This is a genomic window from Robertmurraya phoenicis, from assembly GCF_047302285.1.
GTDB lineage: Bacteria > Bacillota > Bacilli > Bacillales > Cytobacillaceae > Robertmurraya.
In genome coordinates this window covers 3,188,785-3,205,422 of sequence record NZ_CP154845.1, presented here as the reverse complement: position 1 = coordinate 3,205,422, position 16,638 = coordinate 3,188,785, and the positions used below count along the sequence as shown (strand labels likewise).

Sequence of the window (16,638 nt, the reverse complement as noted above, 5' to 3'; positions counted from 1 at the left end):
GATAAGAGCAATGAATACGATTAATGAAGCAAAAAACTTGATTAAGGATAATATACGTGATTACGGAATGTATATTGCCTTAGTTGTTATTATTCTTACATTTACGATTATGACGAATGGTCTATTTATGTCTTCGCGAAACATTAGTAATCTACTTGATTCTGCTGGGTATATTGCCGTACTTGCTGTAGGGATGACACTTGTTATTGTTATTCGTCACATCGATTTATCGGTTGGCTATGCAGCGGGATTCTTAGGGGCTATTGCTGCCATTCTTCTGACACAAGCTGGTGTTTCGGTGTTTATTACCATTCCTATTATTCTCGTACTAGGAGTAGTTGTTGGATTATTTAATGGAATACTCGTTGCTAGCATTGGAATCCCATCTTTTGTAGCGACATTAGCGGGAATGTTGATTTTTAGAGGTGCATTATTACAGGTAACAGAAAAAACTGGAACGATTATCGTCCAGGATGATAAGTTCAATGCGATCGGAAATGGATATATTCCTTCCCTCCTTCAAATTAATGGTTTGCATTTCCTATCCTTAATGGTTGGTCTATTGGGAATTGTTCTTTACATTTATAGTGAAATCTCGAATCGTAAAAACAAAATTAAGTATCAATTTGAGGTTGTATCGAAAAATATCTTTATTCTAAAAATGGTCTTTATTTCTGCTATTATTGCCTATATCACTTGGATTTTAGCAGGTTACAATGGCTTTTCATGGACCATTATCGTTATGCTATTAGTGGTGATTATCTATCATTTTCTGTCTACAAAGACTGTGCTTGGTAGGCATGTATATGCAGTTGGAAGTAATCCAGAAGCTGCCCATTTAAGTGGGATTAATGTTAAGAAAATCACTTATATCGTGTTCGGTTCAATGGGAATGCTCTCAGCTTTGTCGGGAATACTTTTTACCTCACGTTTACAATCAGCAACTACTACTGCTGGTACGCTATTTGAGCTAGATGCTATCGCTGCAGCCTACGTTGGTGGTGTATCATCAGCAGGAGGTGTTGGTAAAGTAACTGGAGCCATTATTGGAGCGATTGTTATGGCCTCCCTTACAAATGGAATGAACCTATTAGGGGTCGGTATTTCCTATCAATACATGATAAGAGGTGGCGTACTAGCAGGGGCGGTAATCTTTGATGTGATGACAAGGAAAAAGCGATAGTAGAGAATTATTGACGCTAAGAAAACTCTTGGCTAAGGCAGAAAAGGGGATCCAAAAGAGGATGCTCTTTTCCTGCATTCTAACATTTTTTGAAGATATGTGAAATAGGAAGGTACTTATAACGTCTGTTGAACAATGACCATTTAGTGGTATGATGAGAATAAAAGTGCATTTGCAATTAAGTTAGGTATGTGATGAACATTAAACACTGTAACGAAAGCGTTTCCACATTTGCATTCAAGGCTGAAGGGAGATACCTCCATTGAGAAAAATAGGATTTATTTTACTGTTTATAGTATTCTCCTTCCTAATCTATCTAACATTTGTTTCAGCTGAGATTGTCTTTCGGTCAGATAGACAAATGCCAAAGTTTGTAGAACAGAAAGAAATGCAGCAAAGACTTGTTCTGATCTCACAGGATACAGAAACTCCATTTTGGAATAAGGTGGGGAACGGCGCGATGGAACAAGCTCGAAAGGAAGGTGCTTCACTTGAAATTTGGGGAAGCTACGGAAACAATCATGAGGAGTTTCTCAAAAAACTAGAAATAGCCATTCATTCAAAAGTGGATGGAATTATTGCACAAGGGCTTGATTCTGATGAATTCAAATATTTAACAAAGGTGAAAGCCTCTTTTTATGGAATTCCCGTTATTACAGTGGCGAATGATGTTCCTGTACAAGAAAGCTTAAGAAGAACCTATGTTGGATCAGATCAATATAGAGCAGGAAAGATGCTTGCTAGACAATTATTACACGATATGGGAACGAAGGGAAAAGTACTACTTACCTATAATAGTGATAAAGAATTCTATCAATTACAGAGGTTAGCAGGGATGAAAGAGATATTAGAAAATCATCCTAATATCCAGCTGGTTGATGCGGAAACTTCTAGTTCAAGGGAAGAAGTAATCGCTACTACACAGGATGTATTGAATAAATGGCCGGATGTTGATGCTATTATTGCGGTAAACTCAGATATTGTATCAGCTTTAGTGCAAGAAATAAGTAAGCGTTCTCAAGTTGAACCTTATTTCATTTACTCCTTTGATGATGGGCAAGATTCTATTACACTTCTCCAAGAAGAAAAAATTGATGGATTAATCGGGCAATCCCCTGAAATGATGGGGAGAAAAAGTGTGCAATTGATTATGGAATGGCTGACAGGAAAGACTATGCCACTTCATATTGATGGCTATTTTACTGATATTCGAATTGTGAAAGCGACGGACTACGATGATTAGTATTCAAAAGAAAATATTAATGCTGACCACTTTTGTCCTTTTTATAATGGCAAGTATATGGATTGCCCTTACATATTACAATTACAAAACACAGCATCACTATAACGAAATATTACAAAGATATTTAAATATGAATGAAGTGACAAGAGCCAGTCAAGAAATGATTACTCACCTAAATAACTATATGATCTTACCATCGGATGATAATTTGAAACAGTTAGATAATAGTAAAGAAAAGATCCAGCAAGCAAAGTACGAGGTATTTCCTTTAAGGAATGAAGAGAACCAATTTGCTTTAACAAATTATATTAATCTTGTTGATAGTTTAGTTGAGACTACGGATCGACTGATTTTATTCAATAATGGCAATGATCCAGAATCTGTGACAAAAGAGTTTTCAGAGGCAAACCGAATTTCAAATTATATTTCAGAAATGAAGTTAACTTTGTTAGATACAGAACTCACAACATATGACCGTTTCTATCGCAGTATCATTGAACAATCAGAGGAATTAATTAAGCTTGGTATTTGGCTAATCCTGTTAATTACAATAGCACTACTAATCATAACGTACTGGTTATCATTAAGTATCACTAAACCGATACAAAAATTGACAGAGGCGGCAAACGAATTGTCACATGGGCGGTTTGACATGAAAATTCATGTTGAGGCCAATGACGAAATTTCATTTCTAGCTAAAACGTTTGATCGGATGCGAATCAATATTAATAATCTCATTTTAGAAATGAAACAAAAGGCACAGCTTGAACATGAACTTCAGCAAAATAAATTACTTTTGCAAGAAAGTCAGTTTCGGAGTCTACAAAGTCAAATTAACCCCCATTTTTTATTTAACACACTTAACACCTTATCTAAAAAGGCTTATTTAGAAGGGTCAGAGGAAACGAGTGATTTACTTGTAAGTGTTGCAGGATTACTTCGTTATAACTTAAAACAGTTAGATCGCTCTGTTACGCTTTTTGAGGAAGTGGGAGTGTTAAAGCAATACATGGATATTCAAAAAGCAAGATTCACGGATCGCTTAATTTTTCAGACTGAAATAAATGAGGCATGTCTTCATGTTCGGATCCCTGCTTTAACGTTGCAGCCTATTATTGAAAATGCTGTGATTCACGCAGTCGAACCAAGAGAAGAGGGTGGCAGGATTTTGCTGAAAATTGCGGATGTGGGGGAGTGGGTAAAAGTTGACATTGCAGATGACGGGATGGGGATGTCACGAGCAAAAATCGAACAAATCTTGAATGAACAACAGATTCAATCTGAAAGCCATTCAACGGGAATTGGGTTTAGTAATGTAGTCAAACGTCTAAGACTTTTCTATGGGTATGAGAATGTTATCTCAATTGACAGTAGCGAAAAACAAGGCACAACCGTTACGTTAAAAATATATAAGGGAGTGATAGAACATGATGAAGCTCCTAATAGTGGATGATGAACAGATTGAAAGAGATGGGATGAAAGTGATTTTGCAAAAAGCATATCCAGAAATCGTGATCGAGCAAGCGAAAAATGGGAATATGGCCGTACAAATGGCAGGAGAATTTTCTCCTGACCTTATTCTAATGGATATAAAAATGCCTGGAATGAGTGGGATAGAAGCAGTAGAAATGATAGGACGGAAATATCCGAATATCAAATTTATTATGGTTACTGCATACGACATGTTTGAATATATGAGAGCAGCTATAAAGCTCGGTGTAAAGGACTATATATTAAAACCAAGTAAAGCCAGTGATATATTGCAAACAGTTGGAAAAGTATTACATCAAATCGAAGTGGAAAAGGAATTAGAAGAGAAAAATGATTTGAAACAAAAAGAATATCAAAAGGCTTTAGCGCTCGTGGAAACGGATATTGTAACACAGTTGTTGTTCGATCACGTACACGAGGTTCATCTAGATATGCTTGTTGAAATGTTGGAAATTAAGTCCACGAATGAAATGTTCGTTATAAGTGTGTTAATCACGCAGGAAAAAGAGAATATTTACTCCCATATAAAAGAAAAGGCAAGGAAAGTAGGAAGCTGCTGGGTAGGTGCTTTATATGGAAGCCAGCTTCCGATCATCGTTTTTAGAGATCCAGCCAAAACATTTCGATCCCAAGCAATTTTTCTCGCCCGAGAAATCCTTTCTATTGGGAAATCAAATCAAGAGCAATGGTTTATTGGCATAGGAAGAGTCGTGCATTCATTGGAACAGATAAAACAATCCTATCATGATTCATTAATGGCGACGATTGAAACAAAAATTCCTCATAAATATCGCTTTTACTCAGATGTTCCAGTTGTGGAAGACGTAAAGAACCTATTAGCGTTCCGTGAAAAAGACTTTTCCGATCAGATTAGACTTGGAGAATGGCGGGAGATTCACGGAAACGTTATGGAATTTATTCAAGCATATGAAAAAGAAGGGGTTAGTATTGTCCAGACGCAACAAAGAATTGTGGAAGTACTATGGCTTATATCAAGAATTATGAGTGAAATCGGTATTCAAACGATTACCCCTTTATATTCCTTTAAAATCCAAGATTATCGTCAGTTACGAACAGAGGTTACTCTCCTTCTTGAGAAAATGAAACAAACTCATGCAGAATATTACGAGCGGTTTGAAGCAGCTACGATCAGGCAAATCAAACAATTTATCATGGACCACTCACATGAAGATATTTCCCTTGAATCATTAGGGAAGAAGGTCGGGCTAAGTCCGATCTATATAAGTAAAATGTTTAAAGAAAAAATGGGGATTAATTATATCGACTTTTTAACCGAATGTAGAATTGAAAAGGCAAAGAGCTTAATGTGTGATCCAGAGAAAAGTATTAAAGAAATTTCATATGAAGTTGGCTATCATGAGCCAAATTATTTCAGTAAAGTATTTAAGAAAGTTTGTCTCATATCACCTAAGGAATATAGAAAAAGCTTACTTCATGCAAATCATTAAGGAGGAATGTGATGAAACAGCAAACTGTTAGACCAATATTCTTCCTTATCCTAGTTATCTTAGTAATTCTATTATCTGCTTGCGAGAATACTCCTGTACAAAAAGCTATTCCAACAGAATCACTTTCGCAAAACGATGTTAATCATGATGTGGAAGAAATTAAAGTTGGCTTTTTGATGGATACGTTGGAGGAAGAACGTTGGTTAAAGGATAAAAAGTTGTTTAAAGAAGCAGTAGAACAAATTGGAGCCGAAGTGGAAATCATGGAGGCAAATGGTGATGAAGTTCTACAAATTACTCAAGCAGAAACACTGATCAAACAGGGTGTAGATGTTTTAGTAATGGTCCCCTATAATGCAGAAGCAGCAGGGGCGATAGTCCAGAAAGCACATCTCGCCGGAATTAAAGTCATTTCATACGATCGCCTAGTGAAAAATGCTGAGATCGATTTATATATTTCTTTTGATAATGAAAAAGTCGGTGAATTACAGGCTAAAGTTATTACTGAACTTGCTCCAGTAGGGAACTATGTCTATATTGGTGGAGCTGATACTGATTATAATGCTCATCTTTTAAAAAGAGGAGTGTTTAGTGTTTTAAAGCCGTTGATCGATAAAGGGGATATTAAGGTCGTATATGATCAATGGACAGAAAATTGGATCCCAGTTAATGCATATACGAACATGGAAGCAGCACTTAAGGCCAATAACCACGATATTGATGCTGTATTTGCTGGAAACGATGCAACGGCAGAAGAGGCGATTAAAGTTCTTTCACGATTTGGACTTGCAGGAAAAGTTCCAGTAGCTGGTCAGGATGCAGAATTAGCAGCCATCAAAAGAATTGTAGATGGTACACAAACGATGACGGTTTATAAGCCTATTAAGGCTCTAGCCTCAACTGCAGCAAAGGTTGCTGTCCGATTAGCAAATGGGGATAGCGTTGAAACGGATAGCAAAATAAATAATGGCAAAATAGAAGTACCTTCCATACTACTCCCACCAATCCCAGTTGATAAGCTTAATATTGATGAAACGGTCATCGCAGATGGTTTTCATACGAAAGAGGAGGTTTATGCAAATTAGGTAATTAGAGAAATTACTTCACTATGAACTTGCACAGGTCATCATGCCTATATTAGAATATCTGGTTCCTATTTAATAAATTGATATTCTCTAAAGTTGAACGCAAAACTCCATATAGGAGAGCGTTCTTTTTTGGTTGAACAAAATGAATAGTTGAAATGTTTAGAAAAAATCTATAAGATCAATAGATAACCGAGTTAAAGCGCAGAATGGAGATGAAAAAAAGATGGAAGAAATTTTGAAATGGTATGAGGAGTTTCATAAGATTCCGGAGGTTGGCTGGAAGGAATTTAAGACAACGGATAAAATTGCTAGTATTTTGGACGAACATGGTGTTAGTTACAAAAGATTGCCGAATATGACCGGGATTGTCGCCGAAATCGGAGAAGGTGAAGAAGTCATTGCCGTTCGAGCAGATATCGATGCCCTGTGGCAAGAGGTAGATGGAGTTTGGCAAGGGAACCATTCTTGTGGTCATGACGCCAATATCGCGATGGTGTTAGGGTCCATTTTATTTTTAAAAGACAAATCTTTAAAGAAGACAATTCGCTACATTTTTCAACCTGCGGAAGAGATCGGAGAAGGGGCTTTAGCGTTGCTTGATGAAGGGATAATGGAGGATGTTACTCATCTTTTTGGTATCCATCTTCGACCCATTGAAGAGCTGCCATTAGGAAAGGTGTCCGCTTCGATTCAGCACGGTGCACATGTCTCCCTTATCGGAAAAGTGGTAGGAGTCGACGCTCATGCCGCTCGCCCACATCAAGGTCAGAATGCTCTTGACGTCATCGTAACTCTTCATCAATTATTAAAAACGATTTATATGGATCCTTCTGAAGCCTGTTCTGTTAAATTAACAAAGGTCATTGCAGGTGGAGAAAGCATCAATATCATTCCAGGTGCAGCGGAATTTGCAGTTGACGTTCGGGCTCAAAAAAATGACGTGCTTTCAGCGATTCGTATACAAGTGGAACATATATTGGATAAATTAGAAGCTTTATTTGGAATAAAAATAGATTGGGAATGGACAAGTTTTACACCAGCTGCAGAGGTCTCACGAGAAGCAGAAGAAATTGCCGAAGGTGCGATTAAGGCGCTATTAGGAGAAGAAGCATTTGCTCCATCTGTCATTACACCTGGAGGAGACGATTTTCATTATTATACGATTAAAAAACCTCACATAAAAGCTTCGATGATTGGAGTAGGAGCAAACCTGAAGCCAGGACTTCATCATCCCAAAATGAATTTTGATAAATCGGCATTAAGCCAAGGAGCCGAAGTGTTGGCGGAAACTTTACTGAGAGCATAAAAGGAAAAAGGCTGGATACATGGGTTCCTGCCTTTTTACATTTCATGTTCTTTTAAATTGTAAGCTCTCTTTAACTGCAATTCTCTCTTGGCAGCAGGATTCCAGTTAACGAGGAAAATTCCTAAAAAGATAAAGAAACCACCAATCAGAAGGTTAAAAGTTAATTGTTCATTTAATACTATCCATCCTGATAACACTCCGAAAAAAGGAGCCAAAAAGAGAAACGCACTTGTTTTACCAGGGTCCCCAAGTCTAAGTACAGTAAACCAACTTCCGAATTGAACGACGGATGCCATAATCGCTAACCATAATAAAATACTGATCGATTTACCGGTAACAATGAAATAGGGCTTTTCAAATAGAAAACTAATAATAACCAGTATAATTCCACCGAATAACATTTGATAGGCTGTTAAAACCCAATTGTCGAATTCACTTTCCCATGCTTTGATCAGGAGTGTTGCGATCGCCCAACTTACTGCAGATGCAAGTCCAAGGATCGTACCAATTTCATATTGAAGACTCATTCCAAGAGTAATAAAGACACCGATAAATCCAACGCTTACACCAATCCATTGTAAAGCTCGATACTTGGCTTTGACGAAAACGGTTCCAAACAAAACGACTAAAAAGGGGTTTGTAAACGTCAAGATTGAGGACTCACCAGCATTAATCGTCTTTAAACTGAGGAAAATACAACCCATTACCCCAGCCGTTTGGAATAATCCAACGACTATTATTTTCCCCCATGATTTAAGTGACTTCGGGTGCACTCGATGGAATAGCTTAACCAAAAGCCCCATAACAAGCCCGGCAAAGGTAAAACGACAGGCGACTAATAGAATAGGAGACGAATAGGCGAGGCCCATCTTTCCAATCGCAAAGGAGGAACCCATTAAACTAGTAGCTAATAAAATTAAACCTGAGTAGAGCCATTTATTCATTCCGTTTCTCCATTCTCGAGATTTTTAACGTAGCAATAGTTGGAATCTAATACAAGAATATTAATTGATTTTTCGGATTATTTCAACAAAATGAGTTACTGCGAATGTTTTCGAAATCACCTCAGTATGATGGTGATAAAGGGAGGAGATTAAGATGGAGAAAATTAAATTTGAGACAAATAATAAAATCGCTTTTATTACTATTAATCGACCAAATCAATTAAATTGCTTTGATTATGAGACTTTACATAAATTAGAAGAAATTGTAGACGAAATTAAATTTAATCAAGATATTCGTGTAGTCATTATTACTGGAGCTGGAGAGAAAGCTTTTAGCGTAGGAGCCGATTTGAAAGAGAGAAAATATTTAAATGAACAACAAGTACGGAGAAATGTGCAAAAGATTCGAGATGTCTTTACAAAAATAGAAGAGCTTCCACAACCATCGATTGCCGCGATTAATGGCTATGCTTTAGGCGGAGGACTTGAATTGGCGCTTGCCAGTGATTTCCGTTATGCCGTAAAGAGTGCGCAATTAGGATTAACTGAGGTTAGTTGGGCCATCATCCCTGGAGCTGGAGGAACGCAAAGACTGTCAAGATTAATTGGAGTTGCGAAAGCAAAGGAGTTAATTTTAACGGCTCGAAAGATTGATGCGAGTACGGCGTATGACCTCGGAATTTTAAATAGAGTAGTAGAGCATGATGAATTAAAAAGTAGTTCCATTGAATTAGCTGAAGAAATATTGAAAAATGGACCACTTGCTGTTGCCCAAGCAAAATATGCCATTAATTATGGAAGTACTGTTGATTTAAAGACTGGACTTGCGATTGAATCAAAGGCGTATGAGGTCATTATTCCAACTAAGGATCGCATCGAGGCTCTGCGTGCTTTCAGCGAAGGTCGGCCTCCTCAGTTTAAGGGGGAATAAGTTCGGTTAATTGTGCAAAACCTAAAGGAAATAAATGTTAATTTAAGGTGGGTGCACAATGGTATCATCGTTGGAATGGACTTCTATTTCAAAATTAGTAGCACCAGTTATCTATTTCTTTACCATTTATTCGCTTTTTGGATGGTTGATTGAGAATATCCATAGCTATTTTACAAAAGGGGTATTTTTTAAAAAGAATTTCTACTTGGGACCATTTAAACCAATGTATGGATTCGCTCCGTCATTGTTGGTGACTTTTATATCACCGGACACCCAGTGGATAATGGTTCTTCTCTTATGTTTTGTTATTCCAACAGCAGTAGAATATATAAGTGGACTGATGTTAGATTTCTTTTTCCACCAAAAATGGTGGGATTATTCGGGAGATAAATGGAATTTTCAGGGGCATATTTGTTTGAAGTTTTCATTCTATTGGCTCTTACTATCATTAGTATGTGTGTATGTGATTCATCCACTGGTTGAAAAGTCATTTCAAATTCTGACACAACCTCTCCTACTAGCGTGGCCATTTTTCTTATTATATTTATTCGTTGAGACCTTCTCAGCAGTGCGGAGGCATACGCAGCATAAGAGAATAACCGAGACACTTGGATAAACGTCCAAGTGTTTTTTCATTATTAGTTTTAATGTGTGAAATTTGTCATAGATGGATCTCCTATCTAAATATATACTATTTGGATAAGACAATGAGTCATAAGGGAGATAGGCAGATGAGATTAAAATTGAAACTTGGTCCAAAAATTAATGTGGTTGTTTTAATTATGATGCTGTTTTTAGCTGTTGCTGTTGGTGGGGTTGTCGTACATCAGATAACAAAAGGAATCAAAGATTTCGCATTGGAAAAAGCTAGAGGGGATTTAAATCTCGGTAAAAAGTATCTTGAAGCTAAATTTCCAGGAGATTGGGAAATAAAAGACGGAAACCTTTACAAGGGAGTTACTCAGATTAGTGGGAATTTTGAAATTGTCGATGAAATAGGAGAACATACAGGTGATACGGTCACTATTTTTCTAGGAGATACCCGTGTTGCGACGAATGTCATGATTGATGGTGAACGTGCTGTTGGAACACAGGTTTCTGAAGAAGTAGCCAAAGCAGTGTTAGAAGAGCATGGGGATTTTTTTGGTGAGGCAAATGTTGTTGGCAATAATTATGTAACCGGATACACACCTATTCATGATAAAAATGGTGAAACGATAGGGATTTTTTATGTGGGAGCACCACAGCAAATTATTAATGAAACACTCGCCTCATTTATGAAAATATTCATTATAGTTCTTGTAGTAATGGTAGGATTATCTGTCGTAGTTGTTTATATTTTTACGAGGGGTTTAACGAAAAGATTGTCCACTATATCGACTGCATTAGAGGCAGCAAAGCATGGTGATTTTACAAAAATTATTAAAGATGATAAAGGTGACGAATTAAGCATACTGGCAGAAAACTATAATTCAATGAAAGATAATTTACGAGAAATGATTCAAAAAGTCATCGAGAATTCGGAAAAGATTGCCGCTTCATCTCAGGAATTAACAGCAGGTGCTCAGCAAACGACAGCTGCAACAGAACATATCACGCAAATTATTCAAGAAGTTGTTGATGGTGCTGAAAAACAAGCAACAAGTGTGGAAGAAAGTGCACGTGCGATGGATGAAGTGACCATCGGTTTAAATAATCTTGCTGAAAATTCGTCTCTTATCTCTGAATCTACTCAAAAGACAAGGGAACATGCAGAGAATGGTGGCGCGTTAATTAACGAGACGGTTGAGCAGATGGAGACGATTCATCAGTCTGTCAATGCAAGTAGTTTAGCAGTTAAACTCTTAGATGAACGTTCCAAACAAATAGGAGTCATTACCAATACGATTTCTGACATTGCAAACCAAACGAATTTATTAGCTCTAAATGCTGCAATAGAGGCTGCGAGGGCAGGGGAGCATGGCAAAGGGTTCGCGGTTGTAGCTGAGGAAGTCCAAAAGCTTGCTGTCCAAGCTCAGCAATCTTCTACACAAATTTCTGAGCTTATCTATTCGATCAACAATGACATGATGCAAACCTACAAATCGATGGAACAAGTTAACACTGATGTTTCGAAAGGGTTATCGATTGTCGAGAAAACTGAGGGAAGTTTTAAAGAGATTATGAAGGCGATGGAAACGATGGAAATTCAAATTACAGAAGCAGCGGCAACTGCCGAACAGATGTCAGCTAGTGCCGAAGAGGTTTCTGCAACAGCAAGTGGAATTTCGGATATAGCGCAGCAATCGATGCAACATACTCAGACTGTGTCAGCCTCAACAGAGGAGCAACTAGCATCTATGCAGCAAATACTTGCATCAGCCAATTCATTAAATTCAATTGCTGAACATCTTCAAGAAACAGTCGCAGAATTTAAACTATAAGATACATTTATGATGAATGAGAAAATCCCAAGAGGTAAGTTCTTGGGATTTTTTACTATTGATCTATTAAACTTTCAAAACTCCACCAGTACTCGCATTCGTAACGAGTTTAGAATAGCGGGCAAGATAGCCTTTTTTCACCTTTGATTCGAAACCCTTCCAATTTGCTTTTCGTTTATCAAATTCTTCATCTGAAATTTCTAAGGTGATTTTCCGATTGTTCAAATCGAGTTCGATCATATCTCCATTCTCTACGAAAGCAATTGGTCCACCTTCTGCTGCTTCAGGTGAGATATGACCGATGGAAATTCCACGAGAGGCACCAGAGAATCTACCGTCTGTGATCAGTCCAACCTTTGCCCCGAGTCCACGACCAACAATTTGGGAGGTAGGTGCAAGCATCTCTGGCATTCCTGGTCCACCTTTTGGACCTTCATAGCGGATCACGACTACATCGCCTTCTTTGACTTTTCCAGTAATGATTCCAGACAAAGCATCTTCTTGTGAATTAAAGCAGATGGCAGGTCCTCTGTGGTAGCCACCAACCTCTTTATCAACGGCACCAACCTTAATTACGGATCCTTCTGGTGCAAGGTTTCCAAAAAGAACAGCAAGACCACCCTTTTCTGAATGTGGATTATCTAAAGGTCGAATAACATCTTTATCGAGAATGTCGCAGCCAGAAACATTTTCTCTTAGTGATTTTCCTGTTACCGTTAAGCAGTCTCCGTTCATGGCACCTGGTTTTTTTAACACTTCATTGATAATCGCACTTACACCACCAGCATTATGAACATCCTCAATATGATAGCTGGATGCAGGAGCAATTTTCGCTAAATGAGGAACACGGGCAGCAATTTCATTAATGCGCTCTAGAGAGTACTCAATTTCAGCCTCGTGAGCTAAAGCTAATGTGTGTAAAACAGTGTTCGTGGAACCGCCCATCGCCATATCTAATGCGAATGCATTATCGATTGCATCAATCGTCACAATGTCACGTGGCTTAATATCTTTTTCGATTAAGGTCATCAATTGTTTCGCTGACTTTTTGACAAATTCTTTACGTTCTTCAGCAACAGCTAAAATTGTTCCGTTTCCTGGTAGAGCTAGACCAAGACCTTCAGCTAAACAGTTCATGGAATTTGCTGTAAACATTCCAGAACATGACCCACATGAAGGACAAGCTACTTGCTCAATTTCTGTTAATCTAGCTTCATCAATTTTACCAGATTGGAAGGCTCCAACCCCTTCGAATACGGAGGTTAAGTCAAGGGCATTCCCCTCGCTATCTACACCTGCTTTCATTGGTCCACCACTGACAACAATTGTAGGAATGTTCACACGTAGTGCGGCCATTAGCATCCCAGGTGTAATTTTGTCACAGTTTGGAATACAAACCATACCATCAAACCAGTGTGCAGCTACGACAGTTTCAACGGAATCTGCAATGATTTCACGGCTCGGTAATGAATAGCGCATCCCGATATGTCCCATTGCAATTCCATCATCGACACCAATGGTATTCATTTCAAATGGGACACCACCTGCTTCACGAATAGCGTCCTTTACAATTTTTCCAAACTCTTGTAAATGTACATGTCCTGGAACAATATCAATATATGAATTTACGACGGCAATAAAAGGTTTATCAAAATCTTCTTCTTTCACACCTGCAGCCCGTAGTAAGCTTCGATGGGGTGCACGGTCAAATCCACTCTTAATCATATTACTTCGCATTTCTGCCAACACAATTCCCTCGCTTTCAAATAAACACTTCAATAAATATTTTAACTTTTTAATATTTTATCATTATTCAAAGAAATTGGACAGAGTTTTCCTTTAGTCCTTTTGCTGAGAAAAGTAATATGTAGTTTTAAATACTACATAGTGAAAGTTATTAATTTTGTCATAGGGTATTAAGTTTACACCAAGCGGTTTTTAGGGTAAAATAAGAAGATATTAAACGAAATGAGGTCCGAAAATGGGAAAACTTGATGAATTTATTGAAGGACTCGACCCTATAAATGAGATATCCCTTACAGATATTCCTGAGATTGATTTATATATGGATCAAGTGATTCAATTGTTTGAGAATCATTTTAAGGATACGAAAAGAAATGAAGATGAAAAAATACTCACGAAAACGATGATCAATAATTATGCGAAAGCAAAATTGTTTTTCCCGATAAAAAATAAAAAGTACTCGAAAGAACATTTATTATTAATCAGCCTGATTTATCAATTAAAAGGGTCGTTATCGATCAATGACATTAAAGAGACCTTTCAGGGTATTAATAAAATGATGAGTGAAGAGGAAAGCTTTAAATTAGATTTATTTTATGATGGCTATTTACAATTAAGCAAAGGAAATAAGGAGAATTTTAAAAGGGACATTCAGGAGAGAAGAGAGGAAGTCGATAAGGAGATTGCTAAACTTGAGTCTGATAAACCAGATTATTTGCAGAAAGTGATGCTGATTACCTCGCTTGCTCATATCAGTAACTTATATCGAAGAGCAGCAGAAAAACTCGTTGATGAGATTATGGAAGAACAAGAAGGAAAGAAGGTAACAAAATGAACGAAACCCATACGTTTACGAAAAGTGAAGAAATTGCGAATGCTATTACCCACGGGGTCGGAGCATTATTAAGTATAGTTGCTCTAGTTTTTTTGATTATCCAATCTGCCATTCATGGCAATGCATGGCATATCGTAAGTTTTACGTTATTTGGTAGCACGATGCTTCTCATGTATTTGTGTTCAACGATGCTACACAGTTTACCATCAGGGAAAGCGAAGGATATTTTTGAAATATTTGATCATTCGGCCATCTACTTTTTTATCGCTGGAACGTACACACCATTTTTATTTCTTGTTATTAAAGGTTGGCTAGGATGGACGATTTTCGGTATTGTTTGGGGTCTTGCCATTGGTGGAACGGTTTTTAAATCCTTTTTTGCGAAAAAATTTGTACTATATTCCACGTTATTATATGTACTGATGGGATGGTTAATTGTATTTGCGTGGAAACCTTTGATGAATAACCTCCCGCAGAATGCTATTCTTCTTCTCGTGATTGGTGGTTTATTGTATACGCTCGGTTCTGTATTTTATGTATGGAGAGGGTTTAAATACCATCATACTCTTTGGCATGTTTTCGTGATTGGAGGAAGTGTTGCTCATTTCTTCTGTGTTTTTCTCTATCTTGTTTGAGAAATCATCAATGCTTGTCATTACCTATGCTGATACTTTCCTTGTATAATGAAAAGGTGCTTTCTAACTTATTTAAGTGGAGGAATATATATGAAGTGTAAAATCAACAAAAATGCGGCAAAGGTTCTAAAAGAGATGCTAGATCGTGAAGAAGCTGAAGGAAAGATGATTCGAGTTTTTATTACACATATGCACGGCGATCATGCTCACTATGATTTAAAGTATGATACACCTACTGAACATGATGAAATTGTCCAAACAGACAAAGGAATCGATATTCTCCTTGATAAACGTGAAGAATTTTTAGATGGCGTTTGGATTAAATATTTCTTTGTACCGGAACCGCAATTTGAAATTACCAATCCTTCAAAGGAAGGTCATGGACATCATCACCATTAATTAGAAAGCTCTTGCTTCGGCAAGAGCTTATTTTTATATAATATTTTTTCGGAAAATTCTTCCTTATTCCCCATGATTTAAGGTAAAATAGAAAAAATTAAAGGGGGAAACGAAGATGATTAGAAGATTAACGATAGACGATCATGAACCTTGCTTTGCGCTTTTAAAAACAGCACCGGCAGAAAATCTTTTTATCATTGGTGATATTGAGGCCTATGGATATGATAAAGATTTTCAGAAGGTTTGGGGAGAATTTAATATAGATGGAGAATTAATTGCGGTCTTATTAAAATATGAAAATAACTATATCCCATTTGCTATTGAGGAATTTGATGCTTATGGTTTTGCGCAAATCATGGATAAAGACCCTGATTTTTATATGATGTCAGGGTTAAAGGAGATCACAGTGAAGATTGAGCCTTTTCTCCGAAAAACGCTTTTAAGAAAAAGAGAAATGTATTATGCAAAATGTACAAATCTCCTATCCAAAAAAGGCGAAGTTTCTAATGTGAAGCAAGCACAGCCAAGTGACGCTGAACCATTGGTTGATTTACTTAATAGCATTCCTGAGTTTACTGATTCAATTATTACAGTAGAAAGAAAGCGTAGAGGGCTAGAGGATGGTTCATCCCGTTCTTTTTATGTAGAAGAAGATGGAAAAATGGTCTCTACCACTTCTACAGCTGCTGAAAATTCAATGTCAGCAATGGTCGTAGGGGTAGCGACTTTGGAAGGCTATAAGAAAAAAGGCTATGCAACAGCATGTATGGTTAGACTTTGTAGCGAGCTTTTGCAAGAGGGAAAAGAACTTTGTCTATTTTACGATAACCCTGAAGCTGGCGCGATTTATAAACGAATTGGTTTTGAAGATATAGGATTCTGGATGATGTACACATTTGAACATTAAAAAATAAGGAAAGCTTGCTTGTACGTGCAAACTTTCCTTTC

15 protein-coding genes are annotated in these 16,638 nt (G+C 37.4%); 13 read left to right on the top strand and 2 right to left on the bottom strand.

Going from position 1 to position 16,638, the window contains the following annotated elements:
* The first annotated feature begins 10 nt into the window (after window positions 1–10).
* The 6 genes from AA0X71_RS15970 (at window position 11) to AA0X71_RS15945 (ending at window position 7,780) form a co-directional block, all read left to right on the top strand.
* Window positions 11–1,183: a sugar ABC transporter permease gene (locus AA0X71_RS15970; RefSeq protein WP_413356292.1), complete on the top strand. Its 1,173-nt coding sequence runs from the start codon at window positions 11–13 to the stop codon at window positions 1,181–1,183.
* Window positions 1,184–1,445: 262 nt separating this feature from the next.
* Window positions 1,446–2,426 (top strand): sugar ABC transporter substrate-binding protein, encoded by a 981-nt coding sequence (locus tag AA0X71_RS15965; protein ID WP_413356290.1) that lies wholly within the window; start codon window positions 1,446–1,448, stop codon window positions 2,424–2,426.
* On the top strand, window positions 2,419–3,879 hold the full coding sequence (locus tag AA0X71_RS15960; protein ID WP_413356289.1) for a histidine kinase: 1,461 nt from the start codon (window positions 2,419–2,421) through the stop codon (window positions 3,877–3,879). Before AA0X71_RS15965 ends, AA0X71_RS15960 begins: the two co-directional genes overlap by 8 nt.
* Window positions 3,854–5,386, top strand: coding sequence for a response regulator (locus tag AA0X71_RS15955; RefSeq protein ID WP_413356288.1), 1,533 nt, complete (start codon window positions 3,854–3,856; stop codon window positions 5,384–5,386). The genes AA0X71_RS15960 and AA0X71_RS15955 overlap by 26 nt, the downstream gene beginning before the upstream one ends.
* 11 nt (window positions 5,387–5,397) lie before the next feature.
* Window positions 5,398–6,471, top strand: coding sequence for a D-xylose ABC transporter substrate-binding protein (gene xylF, locus AA0X71_RS15950; protein WP_413356287.1), 1,074 nt, complete (start codon window positions 5,398–5,400; stop codon window positions 6,469–6,471).
* Window positions 6,472–6,697: 226 nt separating this feature from the next.
* Window positions 6,698–7,780, top strand: coding sequence for an amidohydrolase (locus tag AA0X71_RS15945; RefSeq protein WP_413356286.1), 1,083 nt, complete (start codon window positions 6,698–6,700; stop codon window positions 7,778–7,780).
* Between the two features lie 35 nt (window positions 7,781–7,815).
* On the opposite strand, the gene AA0X71_RS15940 is transcribed toward AA0X71_RS15945, so the two are convergent.
* Complete coding sequence (locus tag AA0X71_RS15940; protein ID WP_413356285.1) at window positions 7,816–8,724, bottom strand: DMT family transporter; 909 nt, start codon at window positions 8,722–8,724, stop codon at window positions 7,816–7,818.
* A 154-nt stretch (window positions 8,725–8,878) separates the two neighbouring features.
* On the opposite strand from AA0X71_RS15940, the gene AA0X71_RS15935 reads away from it, so the two are divergent.
* The 3 genes from AA0X71_RS15935 to AA0X71_RS15925 all read left to right on the top strand — a co-directional run bounded on the left by AA0X71_RS15935 (window position 8,879) and on the right by AA0X71_RS15925 (window position 12,078).
* Window positions 8,879–9,655, top strand: a complete 777-nt coding sequence (locus tag AA0X71_RS15935) for an enoyl-CoA hydratase-related protein (RefSeq protein WP_413356283.1) — start codon at window positions 8,879–8,881, stop codon at window positions 9,653–9,655.
* 58 nt (window positions 9,656–9,713) lie between these two features.
* Window positions 9,714–10,271: a putative ABC transporter permease gene (locus AA0X71_RS15930; protein WP_413356281.1), complete on the top strand. Its 558-nt coding sequence runs from the start codon at window positions 9,714–9,716 to the stop codon at window positions 10,269–10,271.
* Between the two features lie 115 nt (window positions 10,272–10,386).
* Window positions 10,387–12,078: a methyl-accepting chemotaxis protein gene (locus AA0X71_RS15925; RefSeq protein WP_413356280.1), complete on the top strand. Its 1,692-nt coding sequence runs from the start codon at window positions 10,387–10,389 to the stop codon at window positions 12,076–12,078.
* 66 nt (window positions 12,079–12,144) lie between these two features.
* On the opposite strand, the gene ilvD is transcribed toward AA0X71_RS15925, so the two are convergent.
* On the bottom strand, window positions 12,145–13,815 hold the full coding sequence (gene ilvD / locus AA0X71_RS15920) for a dihydroxy-acid dehydratase (protein WP_413362627.1): 1,671 nt from the start codon (window positions 13,813–13,815) through the stop codon (window positions 12,145–12,147).
* 244 nt (window positions 13,816–14,059) lie between these two features.
* Between ilvD and AA0X71_RS15915 the strand changes: the two genes are divergently transcribed.
* The 4 genes from AA0X71_RS15915 (at window position 14,060) to AA0X71_RS15900 (ending at window position 16,597) form a co-directional block, all read left to right on the top strand.
* Window positions 14,060–14,656: a DUF1836 domain-containing protein gene (locus AA0X71_RS15915; protein WP_413356279.1), complete on the top strand. Its 597-nt coding sequence runs from the start codon at window positions 14,060–14,062 to the stop codon at window positions 14,654–14,656.
* Window positions 14,653–15,291 carry a PAQR family membrane homeostasis protein TrhA gene (gene trhA / locus AA0X71_RS15910; protein ID WP_413356278.1) on the top strand — a complete coding sequence of 213 codons (639 nt, stop codon included), beginning with the start codon at window positions 14,653–14,655 and terminating at the stop codon, window positions 15,289–15,291. The genes AA0X71_RS15915 and trhA overlap by 4 nt, the downstream gene beginning before the upstream one ends.
* Window positions 15,292–15,381: 90 nt before the next feature.
* A complete protein-coding gene (locus AA0X71_RS15905; RefSeq protein ID WP_413356277.1) occupies window positions 15,382–15,690 on the top strand; it encodes an iron-sulfur cluster assembly accessory protein in 309 nt (102 codons plus the stop codon).
* 115 nt (window positions 15,691–15,805) lie between these two features.
* Entirely contained in the window at window positions 15,806–16,597 is a 792-nt protein-coding gene (locus AA0X71_RS15900) for a GNAT family N-acetyltransferase (RefSeq protein ID WP_413356276.1), read from the top strand.
* The last annotated feature ends 41 nt before the right edge of the window (window positions 16,598–16,638 follow it).